The organism is Rhizobium pisi (genome assembly GCF_003938655.1).
GTDB lineage: Bacteria > Pseudomonadota > Alphaproteobacteria > Rhizobiales > Rhizobiaceae > Rhizobium > Rhizobium pisi.
Window position 1 is genome coordinate 1 of sequence record NZ_RJJT01000040.1, and the last position, 17,990, is coordinate 17,990.

At 60.1% G+C, this 17,990-nt stretch carries 16 protein-coding genes and 2 pseudogenes; 10 read left to right on the top strand and 8 right to left on the bottom strand.

Annotated elements, in window-relative coordinates; translation table 11 throughout:
* The 3 genes and pseudogenes from EFD55_RS34035 to EFD55_RS31770 form a co-directional block, all read right to left on the bottom strand.
* A pseudogene (locus EFD55_RS34035) lies at positions 1-77 on the bottom strand (IS6 family transposase); the annotation flags it as partial.
* Positions 78-125: 48 nt separating this feature from the next.
* A pseudogene (locus EFD55_RS31765) lies at positions 126-584 on the bottom strand (nucleotidyl transferase AbiEii/AbiGii toxin family protein); the annotation flags it as partial.
* Positions 585-663: 79 nt separating this feature from the next.
* Positions 664-1,371 (bottom strand): DUF6088 family protein, encoded by a 708-nt coding sequence (locus EFD55_RS31770; protein ID WP_125850922.1) that lies wholly within the window; start codon positions 1,369-1,371, stop codon positions 664-666.
* Positions 1,372-1,990: 619 nt separating this feature from the next.
* Here EFD55_RS31770 and EFD55_RS31775 point away from each other — a divergent pair.
* The 4 genes from EFD55_RS31775 (at position 1,991) to EFD55_RS31790 (ending at position 9,206) form a co-directional block, all read left to right on the top strand.
* Positions 1,991-2,170, top strand: a complete 180-nt coding sequence (locus EFD55_RS31775) for a hypothetical protein (protein ID WP_087730430.1) — start codon at positions 1,991-1,993, stop codon at positions 2,168-2,170.
* A gap of 175 nt (positions 2,171-2,345) precedes the next feature.
* Positions 2,346-3,281: a DUF3991 and toprim domain-containing protein gene (locus EFD55_RS31780; protein WP_125850924.1), complete on the top strand. Its 936-nt coding sequence runs from the start codon at positions 2,346-2,348 to the stop codon at positions 3,279-3,281.
* 132 nt (positions 3,282-3,413) lie between these two features.
* Entirely contained in the window at positions 3,414-4,019 is a 606-nt protein-coding gene (locus EFD55_RS31785; protein ID WP_125850926.1) for a DUF1419 domain-containing protein, read from the top strand.
* Positions 4,020-4,118: 99 nt separating this feature from the next.
* The gene (locus tag EFD55_RS31790) at positions 4,119-9,206 is read left to right on the top strand and encodes a helicase-like domain-containing protein (RefSeq protein ID WP_125850928.1); all 5,088 of its coding nucleotides are present in this window, start codon (positions 4,119-4,121) and stop codon (positions 9,204-9,206) included.
* Between the two features lie 194 nt (positions 9,207-9,400).
* Here EFD55_RS31790 and EFD55_RS31795 read toward each other — a convergent pair whose 3' ends face one another.
* Together EFD55_RS31795 and EFD55_RS31800 are read right to left on the bottom strand one after the other, a co-directional pair.
* Entirely contained in the window at positions 9,401-9,778 is a 378-nt protein-coding gene (locus EFD55_RS31795; protein ID WP_205909818.1) for an XRE family transcriptional regulator, read from the bottom strand.
* A gap of 4 nt (positions 9,779-9,782) precedes the next feature.
* Entirely contained in the window at positions 9,783-10,154 is a 372-nt protein-coding gene (locus EFD55_RS31800; RefSeq protein WP_070150050.1) for a type II toxin-antitoxin system RelE/ParE family toxin, read from the bottom strand.
* 380 nt (positions 10,155-10,534) lie between these two features.
* On the opposite strand from EFD55_RS31800, the gene EFD55_RS31805 reads away from it, so the two are divergent.
* The 3 genes from EFD55_RS31805 (at position 10,535) to EFD55_RS31815 (ending at position 14,267) form a co-directional block, all read left to right on the top strand.
* Positions 10,535-12,247, top strand: coding sequence for a ParB/RepB/Spo0J family partition protein (locus EFD55_RS31805; RefSeq protein WP_125850932.1), 1,713 nt, complete (start codon positions 10,535-10,537; stop codon positions 12,245-12,247).
* Between the two features lie 82 nt (positions 12,248-12,329).
* Positions 12,330-12,980, top strand: coding sequence for a DUF7007 domain-containing protein (locus EFD55_RS31810; RefSeq protein ID WP_125850934.1), 651 nt, complete (start codon positions 12,330-12,332; stop codon positions 12,978-12,980).
* A gap of 702 nt (positions 12,981-13,682) precedes the next feature.
* Positions 13,683-14,267 carry a hypothetical protein gene (locus tag EFD55_RS31815; RefSeq protein WP_125850936.1) on the top strand — a complete coding sequence of 195 codons (585 nt, stop codon included), beginning with the start codon at positions 13,683-13,685 and terminating at the stop codon, positions 14,265-14,267.
* A 95-nt stretch (positions 14,268-14,362) separates the two neighbouring features.
* Here EFD55_RS31815 and EFD55_RS31820 read toward each other — a convergent pair whose 3' ends face one another.
* Complete coding sequence (locus EFD55_RS31820) at positions 14,363-15,190, bottom strand: oxidoreductase (RefSeq protein ID WP_125850938.1); 828 nt, start codon at positions 15,188-15,190, stop codon at positions 14,363-14,365.
* 75 nt (positions 15,191-15,265) lie between these two features.
* Here EFD55_RS31820 and EFD55_RS31825 point away from each other — a divergent pair, with 75 nt between their 5' ends.
* Positions 15,266-16,198 (top strand): AraC family transcriptional regulator, encoded by a 933-nt coding sequence (locus EFD55_RS31825; RefSeq protein ID WP_125850940.1) that lies wholly within the window; start codon positions 15,266-15,268, stop codon positions 16,196-16,198.
* A gap of 419 nt (positions 16,199-16,617) precedes the next feature.
* Positions 16,618-16,929, top strand: a complete 312-nt coding sequence (locus EFD55_RS31830) for a DUF736 domain-containing protein (RefSeq protein ID WP_125850942.1) — start codon at positions 16,618-16,620, stop codon at positions 16,927-16,929.
* A 48-nt stretch (positions 16,930-16,977) separates the two neighbouring features.
* Here the strand turns inward: EFD55_RS31830 and EFD55_RS31835 are convergent, their stop codons facing one another.
* Both EFD55_RS31835 and EFD55_RS31840 read right to left on the bottom strand, forming a co-directional pair.
* Positions 16,978-17,256 (bottom strand): HU family DNA-binding protein, encoded by a 279-nt coding sequence (locus EFD55_RS31835; RefSeq protein ID WP_125850944.1) that lies wholly within the window; start codon positions 17,254-17,256, stop codon positions 16,978-16,980.
* A gap of 56 nt (positions 17,257-17,312) precedes the next feature.
* Positions 17,313-17,606, bottom strand: coding sequence for a WGR domain-containing protein (locus EFD55_RS31840; protein ID WP_125850946.1), 294 nt, complete (start codon positions 17,604-17,606; stop codon positions 17,313-17,315).
* Between the two features lie 143 nt (positions 17,607-17,749).
* Between EFD55_RS31840 and EFD55_RS31845 the strand changes: the two genes are divergently transcribed.
* Positions 17,750-17,971, top strand: coding sequence for a hypothetical protein (locus EFD55_RS31845; RefSeq protein ID WP_125850948.1), 222 nt, complete (start codon positions 17,750-17,752; stop codon positions 17,969-17,971).
* Positions 17,972-17,990: the final 19 nt, after the last annotated feature.

A 17,990-nucleotide genomic window follows, 5' to 3' on the forward strand; every position in this document is an offset into this window, starting at 1 on the left:
AGCCAAACGGCATGAACAATCACCTCCGCTGGAAATCGGTGGCGACGATAAAGAGGATCGCGGGCAAATCTGGTCATGCCGCCAGATCCCACATTTTGATCGATGGCCGGTTAACGTTACGGTGCCATACGCACTGCTGCCTCAACATAGCCAGCGCTTGTATCGAAAACGCTTTTGTATCCGACCACGAGAACGTCGAGGGCATCTTTCTTCCGGTAGGCATCGTAACCGAAATTGAGAGAGAAATGCCCGACTTGGCCGATCTCGGCCTCGACCGTAGCAATTTCTTGGCTGAGACTTTCCTTTAGGGGCCCGGACATATATTGGCGCGCGGCCTCGTCGACCTCTTCCGCCAGCGCCTCTTGCTGCTTGGTCACCGAGGAGAGAGCGGCGATCTCACTCTCGGTCGGTACTTTCAGATCGGCTTTGTAGATGCCGATATCGATATCCTCGGAAAAGCGATTAATCAGGCCATAGGCCTTGCTGAGGCTGGTGCCACCCTTGAAGTAGAGGCCGATCGGATCGTCGGTGCGCCTATTGAACAGGAAGTCGAGGACCCAGCAGACGTAGAGATCCTTTTCGATATTCTCGGCGCGCGTCTACAGGTCGGAAGCCACCGTTTCGAACAAGGCCCGGCGCTCATCGGCGCTACTGCGAAGCACTTTATTGAAGCTCTGGCGCATGTTCTTCCTCTGAGACGCGAATGTCGCGCGTTATTGTCTCCACCACGGGATACATCCAGGCAGGAAGGGCGCGAATGTTATCGTGCAGATCCTCGACAATTGATCGCTTTTGCGAGCTTTGCGCGAGATGACGGACCACGCCGTTGATGATGGTTTCGAAATTCGACCGTTCATCCCGAAACCATGTTAGGGCCTGAACGATCCGCATGGCAGGTCGCCCGGCCCAAAAAGCCGTCTTTGCCGCTATTCTCTTGAAATCGAGCCGGTAGATGACAGGCTTCGTTGCGTTCGGATCGCCGGAGTTGGCTTCGATCTCTATCGTGCGAGGGTAGGTATCCGCATAGATCGTCGAACGAGCGGGGACAGCTGTCGTCAAGCCAAGATCGTTAGCGGCTGTCATGCCGTCAACCAGAACCCGCAACTTGTCACGTCGCGCAATCGCGTCGACGAACGCGGCGCGGGGCGGAAATACCATTTTCCCAGTCAGCTGGCCGATGCCCGGCTTGTCGTAGAAGCCTCGATATGGGCGCCGAATATCTCCGCGGGTGGTGAGCCTCTGCAGCGCCTTTTCGACCGCATTGGGCGTTCCGATATCGAGGAAGTCGTCACGCGACCATACGCCTCCGGGGGACGCGGCAGCTATGCGATCGTGAATGCGCTCAAGAGTGTCCGATGTGGGATCCGGCATGGCTTTCCTACCTTCTGACCGAAGATTATATACAAACTTTGGTCACTAGCAACCATCGCCGCCATACTGACCAATTTTTATATCGAAATATTGGTCAGTAAGATGCATAGGCAATTCGGCGTAACGGGCGTGTTGTTCCCAATCGTTGCACACCGGTGAGAACGAGGCCTCCACAGTAGGGGGACGTCGCCCTGTCGGGCCAGGCTGTTGGCTACGCAGAAGCTTCGGGACGCGAGTCTTCTCCCTTCGGGCTTTCATCCCTGAGGCGTTCAATGATCGTTGGTCTGGCACAATCGAGCGTTGCTGCACAGTTCCTCTTTCGGAAAGCCAAGCAGCAACTGCCCAACACCTTCTTTGCATCGGAACCTGCAGGTCGCCTGCTCAGCAAGCGGCCGGACAATTCAGGCCGAACGCAATGATGCCCCACCCATCGGCGTTTCCGATTCCCGCTCTTTTGTCTGGCATCCCTAATCCAGTCCCGTCTTTGGACGGTCAACCCGCAAGGGGTTCGCAGCTGCTGCGACCTCTTCGCCTTCGCCGCCGAGGTGACCGCGGCCGGGTCCGGATCGAACGGGCGCCATCGAGCGGGGATCGGCCCCGCCAACGGATGGAGCCTCACATGTCGGATCTCAGCCTCGCACAAAACCACGCATTCGATCTTGCTCGGACCCTGATGGTCCCGGTCACGCTCTTCGAGGTGGATGGCGAGATCGGCGTCATGATTTCCGCCGAGTATGACGGCGACGAGGACGCCATCATCAATATCTATGATCCCTTTGCTTACGGATCGGCTCATTGAGCCGATCACCCCTTCGGGGGAGCGCGTGCCGCTTGCGCTGATGCGCACGCAAGGGAGGCTTCGCCGCGAGCTTGTCCGGCAGATCTGCACATTGCGAACCGCGCCCTTGCACGCTTCCATCTTCGCGGCTTGGGCGCTGACAGCCAAAACAGTCAGGAAAGCTAAAGGAAGTGATATGGAAAAGAGTGACATCGAAGAATTACGCGCCCGGGTGGGCTGCGCAGCCGTCCTTGAGTATGAGGGCTTCGCGATAGACCGGAAAGAGAGCACGCGCCGGGCGGTCAAATTCCGGCGCGACGACGACATCGTCATCGTGATCCGCGGCGACAGAGGCTGGTTCGATGCCCGTTCCGACGCCAAAGGCGACGTCTTCGCGCTTGCCAGCTATCTCCATGCGATCGGTTTTGCCGAGGCTTTGGCGTTCGTCGGCGATCTCATCGCGTTTCAGCCCACCATGCCGACCTGGGAGAAGCCTCTTCTTCAAACGCAACCAATGGCTTCGGTCGCTGACCGCTGGAATCACCGAAAGCGGCCGTGGCGCGCATCGGCGACATGGAGCTATCTTCGACAGAACAGGGCGCTGCCATGGCAGGTCATCTCTGCGGCGATCGAGGCGGACGTTCTTCGAGAAGGCCCATATGGCTCGATGTGGGCAAAACATATCGATCAAGCGGGCGCCGTCATCGGCTGGGAGGAGCGCGGCCCGGACTGGCGCGGATTTTCCACCGGTGGTGCCAAGGCGCTCTTCCAGTTTGGAATGGATGGCGCTCGTCGGATCTGCGTCACAGAGGCGGCAGTCGACGCGCTCAGTCTGGCGGCGATCGAGCAAACAAGACCGGACACGCTCTATGTCAGCACCGGTGGCGGCTGGTCGCCGCTGACCGCGCAAGCGTTGCAGACATTGGCTTCCGGGGAGGGCGCGTGGCTTGTGGCAGCGACCGACAACAATGTTCAGGGTGAGGTCTTTGCCGATCGCCTGCGCCAGATGGCGGACAGCGCCGGTTGCGATTTCTCGCGGCTACGGCCGGAAGCTGAGGACTGGAATGAGGAATTGAAGGAGAGGAGGGAGAGAGGAGAGCTGCCGCATACGCGGCCAGCGCATCAAGGGTGAAGCTGCCGCCCGCCTGACGGCGGCCCTTGACCCGCTGCCCGCGAGGCGCCGGCTGAGGAGGGGTGATCAAAGGACTGAAAGAAGAGGTCGATCAGGCTTCCGCTTCGGTCCCCAACCCCAAAGGAGCAGCCGATGTTCAATCCTCCCACCATCCGTAAAGTGTTCGAAGGTGTCGCCAGTCGCCACGAAATGTACACCCTGTTCAATCGCCATAGCCAGTCGCCGTTCGACGATGACAGAATAAATGGCACGCGATATGTCGGCGAGTGGTTTGAGATATCCGAAGCCGATCACGACCACATGTTCGAGATCCTCCCGCCGCTGTTTTACCGCGGTGACATGTTCGCCATGCGCGAGTTTCTGGCCGCCAGCGTCACCAGCGTGTTCTTCGCGCTGACGATCGATGATCGGTCCCGATGGTTCCACGGCTATTGCGACCTGGGCGATCGTCAGTCGCCCGACCGGATGCGTGCCGCGATCATCACCCGCGAATCCCGCCCGGTGCGCGCCATGAACCGACAGGAAAAACTCGATCATATCTGGAGCGCGACCGGTCCGGATTTTCGTGGCTATGCCGACAACAGATTTCCAGCCGATCTGCGCAATCGCCAGATCGTGCTCGTCTATCCCTCAGCTCAAGGCAAGGTCTGGAAGCTGCTCGACGATCTGACCGACGAGGAGATCGCCGCCAAGCTGCCGGTGCAATTCCGTCTTTTGCCGGAAACCATCGCAGCCTGAAGGCAGCCTTCACTTCCAAACCTCCACCATCCGCGCCCTGGCAACACCCGCTCCCAACGGCGAGTGTGCTTCGGCGCGCCCACTTACAGGAGTTTTCCTATGGCGCATGACGATCCTTTCACCATCGACCTGTTCGGCAATACAGCTCTCTCATCCGGTTTTGATCTCGGGGTGCCGGGTTTCGCAGCAGACTTCGGGACCGATATCGATATCGACCCGCCGCCCTCGACGCCGGCGCCAGCCGCTCCGGTTCGCAAGGAACCGAAAACCACGCCGCAGATACGGACGAAGGTCGATTTCCGGCTGCAGGGTTCTCGCGGTCTCGCCAAATCGTGGCGCGACCGGGCACGCGACAATATTGCCGCAATCCTGCTGGCCAGTGAGATCGAACGTCACGGAGTGCCGGCCCGACCAGACCAACAGGCTAGGCTGATCAAGTTCACCGGCTTCGGCGCCTCGGATCTGGCCACCGGAATATTCCGGCGTCCCGGCGACGAGGCGTTTCGCAAAGGCTGGGAAGACCTCGGCGGAAATCTCGAAAGCGCCGTCACGGCAGGGGATTACGCATCGCTGGCGCGCTGCACCCAGTATGCGCATTTCACGCCCGAGTTTATCGTCCGTGCCATCTGGGCAGGGTTGATCCGCATGGGCTTCAAGGGCGGGCGGGTACTCGAACCGGGAATCGGCACGGGCATGTTTCCGGCCCTGATGCCGAAAGCGCTCTCCGAGGTCAGCCAAGTCACTGGCGTCGAGCTCGATCCAGTGACAGCCAGGATCGTCCGACTGCTGCAACCACGGGCCAGGATCATGTCAGGCGATTTCGCCCGGATGGAGTTGCCGGCGCACTTCGATCTCGCGATCGGCAACCCGCCGTTTTCCGACCGAACGGTGAAAAGTGATCCGGCCTTCCGGTCTCTCGGCTTGCGGCTGCATGACTATTTCATCGCTAAGTCCATCGACCGGCTGAAGCCCGGCGGGCTTGCTGCTTTCGTGACCTCGTCCGGCACCATGGACAAGGCTGACGCCCGCGGCCGTGAACACATCGCCGGCATGGCCGATCTCGTTGGCGCGATCCGCCTGCCCGAAGGCAGCTTCCGCGCTGACGCCGGCTCGGATGTTGTCGTCGATATCCTCTTCTTCCGGAAGCGCCGCGCCGACGAGCCGGCTGGAGACGACAGATGGGTCGATCTCGTGGATGTAAAGGTGGAAGGTAAGGACGACAGCGTCCGTATCAACAGGTGGTTCGCCGATCATTCCGACATGGTACTGGGACGGCATGCGATCACGTCAGGTCCATTCGGCGAAGCCTATAGGTGCCTCCCTTTTGACAATGACCTCGAAACGATATTGAACTCCGCAATCAGTCAGCTGCCCGCCGGGATTTACGACGGTAAAGCTTCCACGATCGACTTTGCCCTTGAGGACGAAGTAGCGGAAGCCATGGCAGAGCGGCCCGAAGATCCCAAGGTGCGCGAAGGCAGCTATTTCATCGGCAAGGCCACGGCGCTGATGCAGGTGGTGGACGGGGTTGCTGTCCCGGTCGAGGTCAGGAAGGGCCGCAGCACCGACGGCATCTTTGCCAAGCACGCCCTGATCATCCGAAAGTTGATCCCGATCCGCGACGCGGTCCGGCTCATCCTCAAGCTTCAGGAACGCGACCAGCCCTGGCAGAAGGCGCAGGTGTCGCTTCGCATCGCTTGGTCGAGCTTCGTGCGCGAGTTCGGTCCGATCAACTTCACCTCCGTCTCGACATCGGAGGATTCGGAAACCGGTGAGGTCCGGGAGGTCCATCGCCGGCCAAATATCGTGCCGTTCCTCGACGATCCCGATTGCTGGCTGGTGGCCTCGATCGAGGACTACGATCTGGAGACCAACACCGCCAAGCCCGGGCCGATCTTTACCGAACGGGTGATTGCGCCTCCGCCGGCACCCGTCATCACCTCGGCATTGGATGCGCTCGCGGTGGTGCTCAACGAACGCGGCCATGTGGATCCGGATCATATCGCCGAGCTTCTGCACCGTGATGTCGATGATGTCGTCGGCCAGCTGGGGGACGCGATCTTCCGCGATCCGTCCAATGGCTCCTGGCAGATGTCAGATGCCTATCTGTCCGGCGCGGTACGCTCGAAACTGGTAACTGCACGAGCCGCCGCGGACATAGATCCGGCCTTTCAGCGCAACGTCGTGGCGCTTGAGCGCGTCCAGCCAGCCGATCTCAGGCCCTCGGATATCACCGCACGCCTTGGCGCGCCTTGGATTCCCGCCGATGACGTCGTTTCCTTCGTCAGAGAGACCATGGAGGCCGAGATTTCCATTCATCATCTGCCTGAACTGGCGACCTGGACGGTCAATGCCCGTCAGTTGGAATGGTCGGCATCGGGCACGACCGAATGGGGCACGCACCGCCGCCATGCCGGCCAGCTTCTATCGGACGCGCTAAACTCCTCCGTGCCGCAGATCTTCGATACCGTCCGCGACGGCGAGACCGAGCGTCGGGTGCTGAACACGGTGGAGACGGAGGCTGCAAAGGAAAAGCTCGCCAAGATCAAGACCGCCTTCCAGTCGTGGATCTGGTCTGATCCAGATCGCACCGACCGGCTGGCACGGGTCTATAACGACACTTTCAACAACATCGCGCCGCGAGCCTTCAACGGCGATCATCTCCAACTACCGGGCGCCTCAGGCGCCTTTTCTTTGTACGGGCACCAGAAGCGCGGCATCTGGAGGATCATCTCCGCCGGTGCCACCTATCTTGCCCACGCCGTCGGCGCCGGCAAGACGTTGACCATGGCGGCCGCCATTATGGAGCAGCGCCGGCTCGGTCTGATCAACAAGGCGATGCTGGTCGTGCCCGGCCATTGCCTGGCGCAGGCCGCCCGCGAATTCCTGGCTCTCTATCCCAATGCCCGCATCCTGGTCGCCGACGAGACCAACTTCGTTCGGGAGAAACGCCATAGGTTCCTGTCACGGGCGGCGACCGCCAACTGGGATGCCATCATCATCACCCATTCGGCGTTTCGATTCATCGCGGTGCCATCTGCGTTCGAGGCCCAGATGATCCAGGACGAATTGGAGCTTTACGAGGAGCTTCTGGTCAAGGTCGAGCGCGACGACCGACTGTCGCGCAAGCGTATCGAACGGATGAAGGAGGGGCACAAGGAACGGCTCGAAAGCCTCGCCACCCGTAAGGACGATCTGCTGACGATCTCCGAACTCGGGATCGATCAGATCATCGTTGATGAGGCGCAGGAATTCCGCAAGCTGTCGTTTGCCACCAACATGTCGACGTTGCGCGGTGTCGATCCGAACGGCTCGCAGCGCGCCTGGGACCTGTTTGTCAAATCCCGCTTCATCGAGACGAAGAACCCGGGCAGGGCGCTGGTGCTGGCCTCGGGAACGCCGATCACAAATACGCTCGGCGAGATGTTCTCCGTAGAGCGGATGATGGATCCAGCAGCACTGTCAGAACGCGGACTGCACGAGTTCGACGCCTGGGCCTCGACCTTCGGCGACACCTCGACGGAACTCGAGCTGCAGCCGTCGGGTAAGTACAAGCCGGTCACGCGCTTCAGCCAGTTCGTCAACGTGCCGGAGCTGATCGCCATGTTCCGCTCATTTGCCGACGTCGTACTGCCGGCGGATCTCAGAACCTATGTGAGGGTTCCCGAGATATATGGTGGCAAACGCCAGATCGTCACCGCCGAACCGACGGCAGCCTTCAAGGCATACCAGAAGCAGCTGGACGCCCGGATCAAGGCGATCGAGACGCGCGAGGGGCCGGCAAAGGCCGGTGACGACATCCTGCTCTCGGTGATCACCGATGGACGCCATGCCGCGATCGATCTGCGGCTGGTCGATCAGGCTATGGAGAATGAGGCGGCCAACAAGTTGAACGCCCTCGTCGCCAACGCCTATCGGATCTGGCAGGAGACAGGAGAGACGGAATATCGCCGCAAGGACGGCAAGCCGTTCGACCGGCCGGGCGCCGGCCAGCTGATCTTTTCCGATCTCGGCACCATCTCCGTCGAAGCCACGCGCGGCTTTTCCGCCTATCGCTGGATCCGCGATGAGCTCGTCCGCCTGGGCGTGCCGGCATCCGAAATCGCCTTCATGCAGGATTATAAGAAGTCGGACACCAAGCAGCGGCTGTTCAACGACTTCAATGCCGGCAAGGTCCGCGTGCTGATCGGCTCGTCCGAAACCATGGGCACCGGCGTCAATGTTCAGGCCCGGCTCAAAGCCCTGCATCATCTCGATGTTCCGTGGTTGCCATCGCAGATCGAGCAACGCGAGGGCCGGATCATCCGCCAGGGCAACCAGCACGATGAGGTGGACGTTTATGCCTACGCGACGCTTGGGAGCCTCGACGCCACCATGTGGCAGAACAACGAACGCAAGGCACGGTTCATCGCGGCCGCCCTCTCCGGCGACACGAGTGTGCGTCGGCTGGAAGATATGGGTGAGGGGCAGGCAAACCAGTTCGCCATGGCCAAGGCCATCGCGTCCGGCGACGAGCGGCTGATGCAGAAAGCGGGGCTCGAGGCAGAGATCGCCCGTCTCGACCGCTTACGGGCGGCGCATATCGATGACCAGCACGCGATCCGGCGGCAGATCCGCGACGCCGAACGGGATATTGAGTTTTCTGGTCGGCGAATCGAGGATGTGGGCAAGGACATCGACCGTTCGGTTCCGACCGCGGGCGACGCATTCTCGATACAGGTCGGAAGCGAAGATTTCGATGAACGCAAACTGGCTGGACGCGCGCTGATGAAGGAAATCCTAACGCTGGTTCAATTGCAGCAGCAAAAAGAGGTCATCATCGCCACGATCGGCGGCTTCGATCTCGCCTATCATGGCGAGCGGTTCGGCAAGGACGGTTATCGCTACGACACGTTTCTTCAACGCACCGGTGGCGACTACGAGATCGACCTGGCCGTCACCACGACGCCGATCGGGGCCATCTCCCGGCTCGAGCATGCTCTCGGCGGGTTTGAACAGGAACGCGAGAACCATCGCAATCGGCTCGTCGATGCGAAACGGCGTCTCGCCTCCTATACGCCGCGTTTGGGAGAGGCCTTCTCTTTCGAAGCAGAGCTCGAACTCAAGCTGAGCCAACTGGACGAGATCGAAAGGGATCTAGCGGAGACCGCCGATGAACCGCCTGAAGATCGCCAGGAAGCGGCGTGAATGGCGGAACTTCTCCGCTCATTTGAAACGGGTCGAGATACACATCTATCGGTCATCCCCGTTTCGATTGTTCCCTGCGATGGCGATCGTCGCGCGTAGCTGTCCGGGTCGGAAAGGGCGCTCCCCGAAAGGGTCAAGCGCCCTTTCGTTTTCAAGTGCGCGAGCACTTTTTGCCAGCGGACCTAAGTTCTTTATCAGCCTGACAGGCTGCGAAGCGGTGTTTTTTTGGTACGAGATCTTGCCGGATTTTCTTTTGTGACAGGCCCGGCATCATTATCGAACAAGGACGACAGGACGACGGGATGGCGGTCCGGAAAACGAGCAACAAGTTCAAGTGTCCCGCCCATGGCCCCGACATAACTGCGCAACGTGGACAGAAGCAGATCGCTCCGCTTTTCCAGACGCGAAATATTTTCCTGTTTTACACCGAGCGTTTCGGCCATACGGACCTGGGTGAGGTCGCGCGCCTTGCGCAGATCCTGCAGCGTCCGGTATTCCTCAAGCCGCTCGTTGCCCAGCTGTTCGAGCCGTTCGCGACGTTCCGCAGGAAGGCCCTGAAGGACGTCATCCAATGATCTAGCCATTCTTTTTCTCCTTCATTGCGTCGAGGTGCTGTGTCAATCGCTGATCAGCTTTTGCGATCAGCACTTTGTAGAACCGCGTCTGACTGCCGCCCGATTTGTCGCCTGCGACCAGGAGGATTGCCCGGCGCTCGGGATCGAACGCATAAGCCAGTCGCCAGACGCCGTCTGCAGCCTTGAACCGCAATTCCTTCATATTCGCGTGTGCCGATCCCTTGAGCGTATCGGCGTAGGGACGACCAAGTTGTGGACCATAAGCTTTCAGGAGCGGCAATGCCGCGAAGATTTCGTCCTGTACCTCTTCCGGCAGCGCTGAAAACTCCGGGTCGAACTCGTCGTGGAGCAGAACTGCCCATTCCTTCGTCATAATATGATCTCAGAGTTATATGCTGTCAAGGTTATATTATTGAGTGATTCTGTTTCGGCGTCCAGGTTCAACATCCTACAGCGCCTGGTGCGAATGGCCAATCGTGGTCGGGCAGATTTAAGACGAGGGAGGAACGAGGAGGGGAGATAGGAAACCGGTTCGCAAGGACAGTCCATCGGCTGACAGTTCCCTCAATCGCGCCGGTCGCCGAGACCGGGCCAGCTTGCCTCGCACGGCAGGTGTGCCTCGCTCCTCCGCAAGCCAGGTCTGCTCCGCCGCAATTGCAGCCGCCGGCCCGTCCTGCGGTTCGGAAGGTGTCTTCGAAAAGAAGATGAGGAGGCAAGGACAGCCCGTCCGCCCGAAACCGAAAGGTCATTCCCATGCAGTTGATTACAGCCGATCCGCGCAGCCTGAAGGACAATCCCGACCGGTCCCGCCAGTCGAAATCCTCACCTCAGTCTGACGCGCTATTGTGCGCATCGATCAGGGCCATCGGCGTCGTACAGCCGCCCGTCGTCAAACTCGATCCAGAGGGCGGCAACAGCTACATCATCGTCTTCGGTCATCGCCGCGCGGCGCAGGCCATCGCAGCAGACCTCGCGGAAATCCCGCTCTTGCTGGCCGATCCCTCCGACGATCTCGGCGCCATGCAGTCCTTTGCGGAAAACATCGCCCGTGAACCGCTAAACCCGGTCGATCAGTGGCGGGCTATCGAGCGTCTGGTGGCTCTGGGATGGACGGAGGAATCGATCGCCATGGCGCTGGCGCTCCCGAGCCGGCAGATCCGCAAGCTGCGGCTGCTCGCCAACATCCTGCCATCCATGCTCGACCAGATGGCGCGTGGCGATATGCCGAATGAGCAGCAGTTGCGCACGATCGCCGCCGCCGGCCAGGACGAGCAGGGCGAGGTGTGGAAGAAGTACAAGCCGAAGAAGCAGGACCCGCAGGTGTCTTGGTGGGAGGTTGCCCGGGCCCTCACCAGAACCCGGATGCTCGCCAAACATGCAAGCTTCGGTGACGAGTTGGCGCAGGCTTACGGTATCACCTGGGTCGAGGACCTGTTCGCGCCCGCCGACGAGGACAGCCGCTACACCACCGATGTCGAGGCGTTTCTCGGGGCGCAGCAGGAGTGGCTGGCCAGCAACCTGCCCCAGCGTGGCGCTGTCATCGAGGCCAACGAATACGGCCAGGCCAAGCTCCCGGCCAAGGCACAACAGGTCTACGGCAAGCCGGGCAAGGGCGATCTCACTGGCTGGTACATCAACGCCCGCGACGGCTCGGTTCAGTCCGTCGCCTATCGCATGCCGGAGGCGAAGAAGCCGCAGCTGATCAAGGATGCCGATGGGGTCGAGGCCCTCATCGAGGAGGTCGAGGCACCGAGGGCGCGACCCGATGTGACCCAGAAGGGTCTCGACATGATCGGCGACCTGCGCACCGATGCTCTGCACGAGGCACTCGCCCGTGCGCCGATCGAGGATGACACACTGATGGCTCTGCTCATTCTCGCCTTCACCGGCACCAATGTCACGGTCGCCAGTGGCGCATCGGACAATCCCTACGGGCACGCCAAATGCGGCCCGCACGCCGCCCGCCTGATCGGCGAGGACGGTAAATTCTCATTCGATCGCGAGACGCTGATACAGGCTGCGCGCTCGGTTCTGATCGAAGTCCTGTCTCTTCGGCGCAATCGCTCCGATAGCGGCCTGATCGCCCGCATCACCGGTGATGCGATCGGCGCGGATCAATTCCTGCCCAACATGGCAACCGAAGACTTCCTCTCATGCCTGTCGCGCAATGCGCTGGAGGCTGCAGCCGAAACAGCAGGCGTGCCCGGTCGGATCAAGGTGAAGGATACTCGTACGGCTCTGGTCGAGCACTTTGCCGAGGGAAAACTGGTGCATCCGGCAGCGCTGCTTGCGCCATCAGCCGAGGAGGTGGGGTCGTGGGTCGGACGTTACACCAGCGCCGATAGCGAGTTGGAGGATGCCGATCAGCCGGGTCGACTGGAGGAGGAGCATTCCGATGGTGACCTTGTCGACCATTCCGCCGCTGACGCAGAACCCGACGAGGGTTTCCGCGAGGCCGCCGAATAACGCCAAACAAGAGGGAACTGAACCGACGCCGCTGGCTCATGCCGGCGGCGTCTTTGTTTCGAGCAATCAGAAGGAGTTTGTCATGGCCAAAATCCATGATGAGATCGCCGCAGAGAAAGCGGCGCATGAGACTGAACTTCGGGCACTGTCGCGGCCGACGATACGAGCTGGAGCGACAACCCCCTGGGGCGTGGCACAGATCTCGCGGCAGTATGCTGACGGGGTCATTCTGCATTCGACCGCCAGCCACGGCGGTTTCCATCTCGACGAGAATGCCAATGCCGTCGTCCATCCCCTCTATCGCAATGACACCGGATTTTACGAGGAGGATTGTGAATGGGCGAAGGTCGCCCATGCATTCCCGCAGCGGTTCACCGCCTATGAGCGGCGTTTGGCTGATCGCACGCTTCGCGACTATTATCCAGATGCCTACGAGCGCGTCATGGGCGTTACTCTCCTAGAGGGCCAGTCACATGCCCGGGACAGGCAGGATTTCGAGAAGCGACATCGCAACGACTGGGTTGTCATCGCGGCACTCAATTCCAATCACAAGCCCGGTTTCGTCGAATGCATCGCGACCCTAGGCGCCAAGTGTGACGGAACCGATGAACGAAGGTTTCTGGTTCCATCGTCAGACTATATTATCGGCCGACATGGCTTCGTCATCGATCCGCTCAAGCACGAGCCATATGATGGGCCATCCAGCTTCGTGACCTGGTCGGCACGGCGATGACAGCCGAATCTCCAACCAACACCGACGGTCAGCGAAATCCGGTGATCGATGTCATCGCGTTTTATCACGGAATTTGGGCACGACAGCAGGATTTCCGCTCCCGGCGGGCAGAGCTGACCCGACCAATGAAGGCTCGGTGGAAATGCAAAGCACGGCGTGGCCACCGACCGATCATGCCATGCAGATCAACAGAGCCGGATATTGGGTGGAGTTCCACACCGTCGAGCGTGCGGCGACGCTCTGATCGAAGCGCGGTGAGGTCGGATCATGTAACCGGCAGCAACCGCCCCTCACTGGAGCGTGGCTGGATTTGGGAATTGTCAGCATCCTCTGTGGGTGATGTGGCGATACCAGGATCGGATTCCGATTGGCGACTGCATCACTATGCCGAAACCAGATTGTCCGCCCGGCACAGCACCTCGGTTTTGCTGCGGTCTGACATGGGCGCGTCCCGGTCAAAGGCCGTGTGCCACGCCGCGTTGCGGCAGGATCATCGCCTCGTCGCAAGGCAGGCCCGCGTTTGGCGCAGCCCGCAAGTGCGGGCCGCACCATCCGCAAACCGTCCCCGCTCCTCCTGGCAATATCCTGACCTTGGGCCGGGCCGCTGACGCCCATGTCATTTTGCCCGCACCCGAGGGGCTGAGCCGGACGACAACCAGCACCCCGGGCTTCGCTGAAACATCGCTCATAAAGGATCCGATCATGGCACCGCTCAACCGCTCCACCCAGAAGAACCATCCTGCAAAATCCCAGCGCGCCACCACGCTCGAAATGGTCAGGCACGCCTTCCCTGATACAGCCCAGGCACTGCGCATTTCCGAAAGCTTCGGCCTTGCCCTCATCGACAGCGACGGGATCCGCGACCTTCACCGAGGCCAGTTGATCGAAAGCGCCGATGCCCTGAGGGATGGCCTCGCCGAAAAGGCCATGCAGATCCACATGCAGCGCATCGTCGGATCCTTTGTCGGCTCCGCCTACGGCGCCGGGCAATTCTACAGCCGCGCCGTCACCGAGGCACGCGATCTCACCACGAAGCTTTCCAACGATACCAGAGACGAGGACCTGGACGGCCCGGTCGGCTTTGACAGCCGCGCCCAGCGCAAGCGCGAGTTCGCAGCCGACATGGGCCTGCAGGCCCACGTGCTTCGCATGGCAGCCGAAGGCGCCGTCTCGGCTTACGAGGACATCACAGGCGAAACCTGGAAGCCTTATGAGCGCACGGTCGAACAGCCTGCCAACTCCGTCGATCAAAAGGTAGCAACCGCCCAGATGGCAGCATTCGAATAGGACGTTCGCGGGGCTTCGGCCCCGCCTGAGACCTCATTTAGGATAATCATAAATGGGTAAATGCGCCGTAGGGTCCGAGCGCCCTCTTTCTCCGGTCAGCCGTCCGTCGATACCGTCACGGACGTCCACGCATCGATCTCTTCTTGAAGGCGCTTGATTCTCGCCGATACATGCTTGAGAGCGTCGCTGCCAAGGAGAAGCTGCGGTGGCGGGTTATCGGTCTCGACCAGGATCAAGACGGCTGCAGCGAGTTTCTCTGGATCACCAAGCTGCTTGCCACTGACTGCCTGCCGGGCCTCGCGTACCGGATCAAAAAGGGAATCGTAATCCGCGATCGACCTTTCCGTGCGGATCATCGAACGTCCGGCCCAGTCTGTGCGGAAAGAACCGGGGCATAACGTCGTCACATGCACGCCGAACGGCGCCATTTCTGAACGCATCACTTCCGATATGCCTTGCAGCGCAAACTTGCTGCCACAGTAATACCCGATACCGGGCATGGTGATCATGCCGCCCATCGACGTGACATTGACGATGAAACCCTGGCGCCGTTCGCGGAACCTGGGAATAAACGCCTTGGCGACAGCCACAGCGCCAAAGACGTTCACGTCGAACTGTCTGCGCATCTCTTCGAGAGGCGATTCTTCGATCACGCCCTCGTGGCCGTAACCTGCATTGTTGATCAGCACATCAACTGGGCCATGTTTCTTTTCCGCAAGCCGGACGACGTCCGCCATGCGGTCGAACTCCGTGACGTCGCATAGCACGGGGTGCGCGGCCGGCACGGCTGCGGCTAGCGCCAAGCGTGACGCCTCGGAGCGGACGGTGCCGATTACCTGATGGCCCTTCTGGACGGCAGCCGTAGCGATGGCCAGGCCGAAACCTGAATTTGCGCCGGTGATGAAAAAGGTCTTTTTTGACATGATGTGCAAACGCCCTTGATTGAGGATACGTTTGACAGATAATATGCATCACCTGATGAAAAAATCGCGAATTCGATGAACTCCTTGCCAAATCCTATGAGATATGGAGATCGCCAGTCAGGGCGAACCTCCCTGGTCAAGTTGGCCGATGGTCTCGCCCCCCGTCACGGGTACAATCCGACGGCACTTGATCCCGTGCGCATTCTGCGTACCGAGGCAGTACTTCACGATATTCCGGTCCTCTACAAACCGGGCGCAGTGTTTGTCCTGCAGGGAAGAAAGCAAGGCATGCTGGACGGAGAAATTTTCCGTTACGATGAAGACCACTATTTGGCTGTTTCGGTGCCCGTTCCATTCCGAATGGAATCGATCGCCAGTCCAGAGCGGCCTTTGCTTGCCGTTTACCTCGAATTCGACATGCAACTTGCAGCAGAGATTGCCTTGCAGATGGAGCAGCACGCCGAACTGACGGACGACAAGCCACGGGGTCTAGTGTCGAGCAAGATGGCTGACGACATCGAGGATGTCTTGTTGCGCCTCCTAAGAGCACTGCGAAGTCCCGTCGAGAGTGCTGTTATCGGGGCCGCCATTCTGCGCGAACTGCACTACCGCGTTCTGGTTGGTCCGCAGGGCGGTGCAATGATAGCCGCGCTCCAGACGAAGGGGACATCCGGGAAAATCATCCAGAGTTTGGCTTGGTTGCGGAACAATTACGGCTCTGAAATTTCCATCGCCGATCTTGCAAGGAAGGTTGGCATGAGCGTTCCCTCATACCACGTCCATTTCAAAGACCTAACAGGCACCAGTCCGATGCAATACATCAAAGCAATGCGGCTCCACGAAGCCAGATTGGTGATCGCCCGTCAGAGATCCACAATCGCAGAGGTCGCTGTTTCGGTCGGCTTCGCCAGCCCAGCCCAATTTAGCCGGGACTTCAAACGACATTTCGGTCGCACAGCGTCGGAGGAGGCGAAATGGGTCAGACACCACCTTGGCGAACTCGTCTGAGCATAAGCGAGGAGGCATAATGCCCGTTCCGGCAATCTGTCACATGTGGGCGTTCGCTTCGATTATTCGATTGGGAGTTGTGGGCACTATGCAACCCGCTCCCATTCGGCACCTCCCGATGATGCCATAGTTGTACCCCTTTATCTGACGGTTGGCACGTCCACTGCGGTCTCGATGGGGCATGTCTGACCAAAAACCGCCTCGCGATGCTCGGCTCGATCGGCATCCGCAACGGCCGGCTCGTTTTCTTCCCCTGTGCGCTAAAGCGCCCATTCCTCGCGATGACCAAGAAAGCCTCGCCTTTGGCCGTCCTCCACTTCGTTTCGGCCTTTCAGGTGCGGGCCGATCGACTCCGGTCCTATCGACTGCCATCGAGGCCGCGATGGATGCGGCCCGAACAACCGAAAAGGAATACGACAATGGCAACCATCGGCTCTTTCACCGCTTCCGGCAACGGCTTCTCCGGCACCATCAAGACCCTCAACCTCAACGTCAAGGCAACCATTCGCACAGTTGAGCGCACTTCCGAGAAAGGCCCGGACTACCGCATCCTCGCCGGAGCAACGGTCGAATTCGGCGCAGCCTGGAAGAAGACCTCGAACGAAGGCCGCGACTACCTCTCGGTCAAGCTCGACGACCCGAGCTTCCCGGCTCCGATCTACGCAACGCTGATCGAGGTCGAAGGGGAGGAAGGCCTCTCCCTCATCTGGTCCCGGTCGAACCGGGACTGATAGCAACGAAGGCCCCGCCGAAAGGCGGGGCTCTCCCAAGTCGTTAGATCACTTGTTCAGTGCATCCTTGAGCGCCTTTGCAGGCGCAAAGGTCAGCTTCTTCGAAGCCGCGATTTTCACGGTCGCGCCGGTGGACGGGTTGCGGCCTTCGCGCTCCGGTGTCGCTTTGACCTTGAACTTCCCGAAGCCCGGCAGGCTCGTTTCGTTGCCGGCAATCGCGGCTTGAGTGATCGAGGCTATTACCGCTTCGACGATGGCCTTGCCCTGTGCCTTGGTCAGGCTGTGTTCGCCGGCGATCTTGTCGGCGATTTCATTCGTGGTCGTCATTTTACGTCTCCGCATCCTTGTTGATACGGAATCCCTGACAGCGGATTGGCGTGCTGTCATTGAGGCGGTGCGGCATGTGGCGTGGAATTGCCGGGATTTCCACAGTTTCCGACCGGTCGGTAGCCCTTACCCCGCTTTATCCGTGCCAGTTCCAGGAAATGCCGCGCAGCGTCCCTCTCCGTGGCGAACACCTCGCACTTCTCTCCGCCACGCCTTCCAATCCGTCCCCAACAGCGAACCACGGCCATCTCGCCGAACAGGGTGGGCTGCAACGACAGCGCATAATAGCGCGCCATGTTTTTCGTTGCGTCGATGCGCTGGCAATAAAGCCTGAAATTGTAGAGTGCCATGGTGAAAACATGACGAAGGCGCCCGCTCTCGTCCAACGACAGTTTTGAATCAATGCGAGGGTTCTGATTCACGACGTTGATGAGTGCTGGCGATCCGCGAGCAGTCGCGATAGAAGCCGCATTCCAACAATGGGCAGAGCATAATGGACGACGCAATCAAGATCGATAATCGCGGTGACTTCGGGCTTTGGGCGATTGAAGCCGCCAAGCAGATCGTCAGCGATCAGGGGTTCGAGCTGGCCAGAGCAGCGCGGGACGGCACGGAGGAAGAGCTTCGCGTCGCTGGGAACGCACTTGGGCAGACGATCACCAATGCACTCCTGGAAGTCTATGATGGGCTGCTGGGTGGTGATGAGGACGAGTAGCCTCGTCGCCCGAATTGGC

What these genes read in the sequence shown, in the direction of transcription:
- EFD55_RS31785 (WP_125850926.1), top strand. Translation starts at nt 3,414, where the DNA reads ATGTTCAATCCTCCCACCATCCGTAAAGTGTTCGAAGGTGTCGCCAGT.
- EFD55_RS31845 (WP_125850948.1), top strand. Translation starts at nt 17,750, where the DNA reads ATGGACGACGCAATCAAGATCGATAATCGCGGTGACTTCGGGCTTTGG.
- EFD55_RS31775 (WP_087730430.1), top strand. Translation starts at nt 1,991, where the DNA reads ATGTCGGATCTCAGCCTCGCACAAAACCACGCATTCGATCTTGCTCGG.
- EFD55_RS31805 (WP_125850932.1), top strand. Translation starts at nt 10,535, where the DNA reads ATGCAGTTGATTACAGCCGATCCGCGCAGCCTGAAGGACAATCCCGAC.
- EFD55_RS31800 (WP_070150050.1), bottom strand. Translation starts at nt 10,154, where the DNA reads ATGACGAAGGAATGGGCAGTTCTGCTCCACGACGAGTTCGACCCGGAG.
- EFD55_RS31830 (WP_125850942.1), top strand. Translation starts at nt 16,618, where the DNA reads ATGGCAACCATCGGCTCTTTCACCGCTTCCGGCAACGGCTTCTCCGGC.
- EFD55_RS31790 (WP_125850928.1), top strand. Translation starts at nt 4,119, where the DNA reads ATGGCGCATGACGATCCTTTCACCATCGACCTGTTCGGCAATACAGCT.
- EFD55_RS31770 (WP_125850922.1), bottom strand. Translation starts at nt 1,371, where the DNA reads ATGCCGGATCCCACATCGGACACTCTTGAGCGCATTCACGATCGCATA.
- EFD55_RS31810 (WP_125850934.1), top strand. Translation starts at nt 12,330, where the DNA reads ATGGCCAAAATCCATGATGAGATCGCCGCAGAGAAAGCGGCGCATGAG.
- EFD55_RS31840 (WP_125850946.1), bottom strand. Translation starts at nt 17,606, where the DNA reads ATGGCACTCTACAATTTCAGGCTTTATTGCCAGCGCATCGACGCAACG.
- EFD55_RS31835 (WP_125850944.1), bottom strand. Translation starts at nt 17,256, where the DNA reads ATGACGACCACGAATGAAATCGCCGACAAGATCGCCGGCGAACACAGC.
- EFD55_RS31780 (WP_125850924.1), top strand. Translation starts at nt 2,346, where the DNA reads ATGGAAAAGAGTGACATCGAAGAATTACGCGCCCGGGTGGGCTGCGCA.
- EFD55_RS31815 (WP_125850936.1), top strand. Translation starts at nt 13,683, where the DNA reads ATGGCACCGCTCAACCGCTCCACCCAGAAGAACCATCCTGCAAAATCC.
- EFD55_RS31825 (WP_125850940.1), top strand. Translation starts at nt 15,266, where the DNA reads ATGAACTCCTTGCCAAATCCTATGAGATATGGAGATCGCCAGTCAGGG.
- EFD55_RS31820 (WP_125850938.1), bottom strand. Translation starts at nt 15,190, where the DNA reads ATGTCAAAAAAGACCTTTTTCATCACCGGCGCAAATTCAGGTTTCGGC.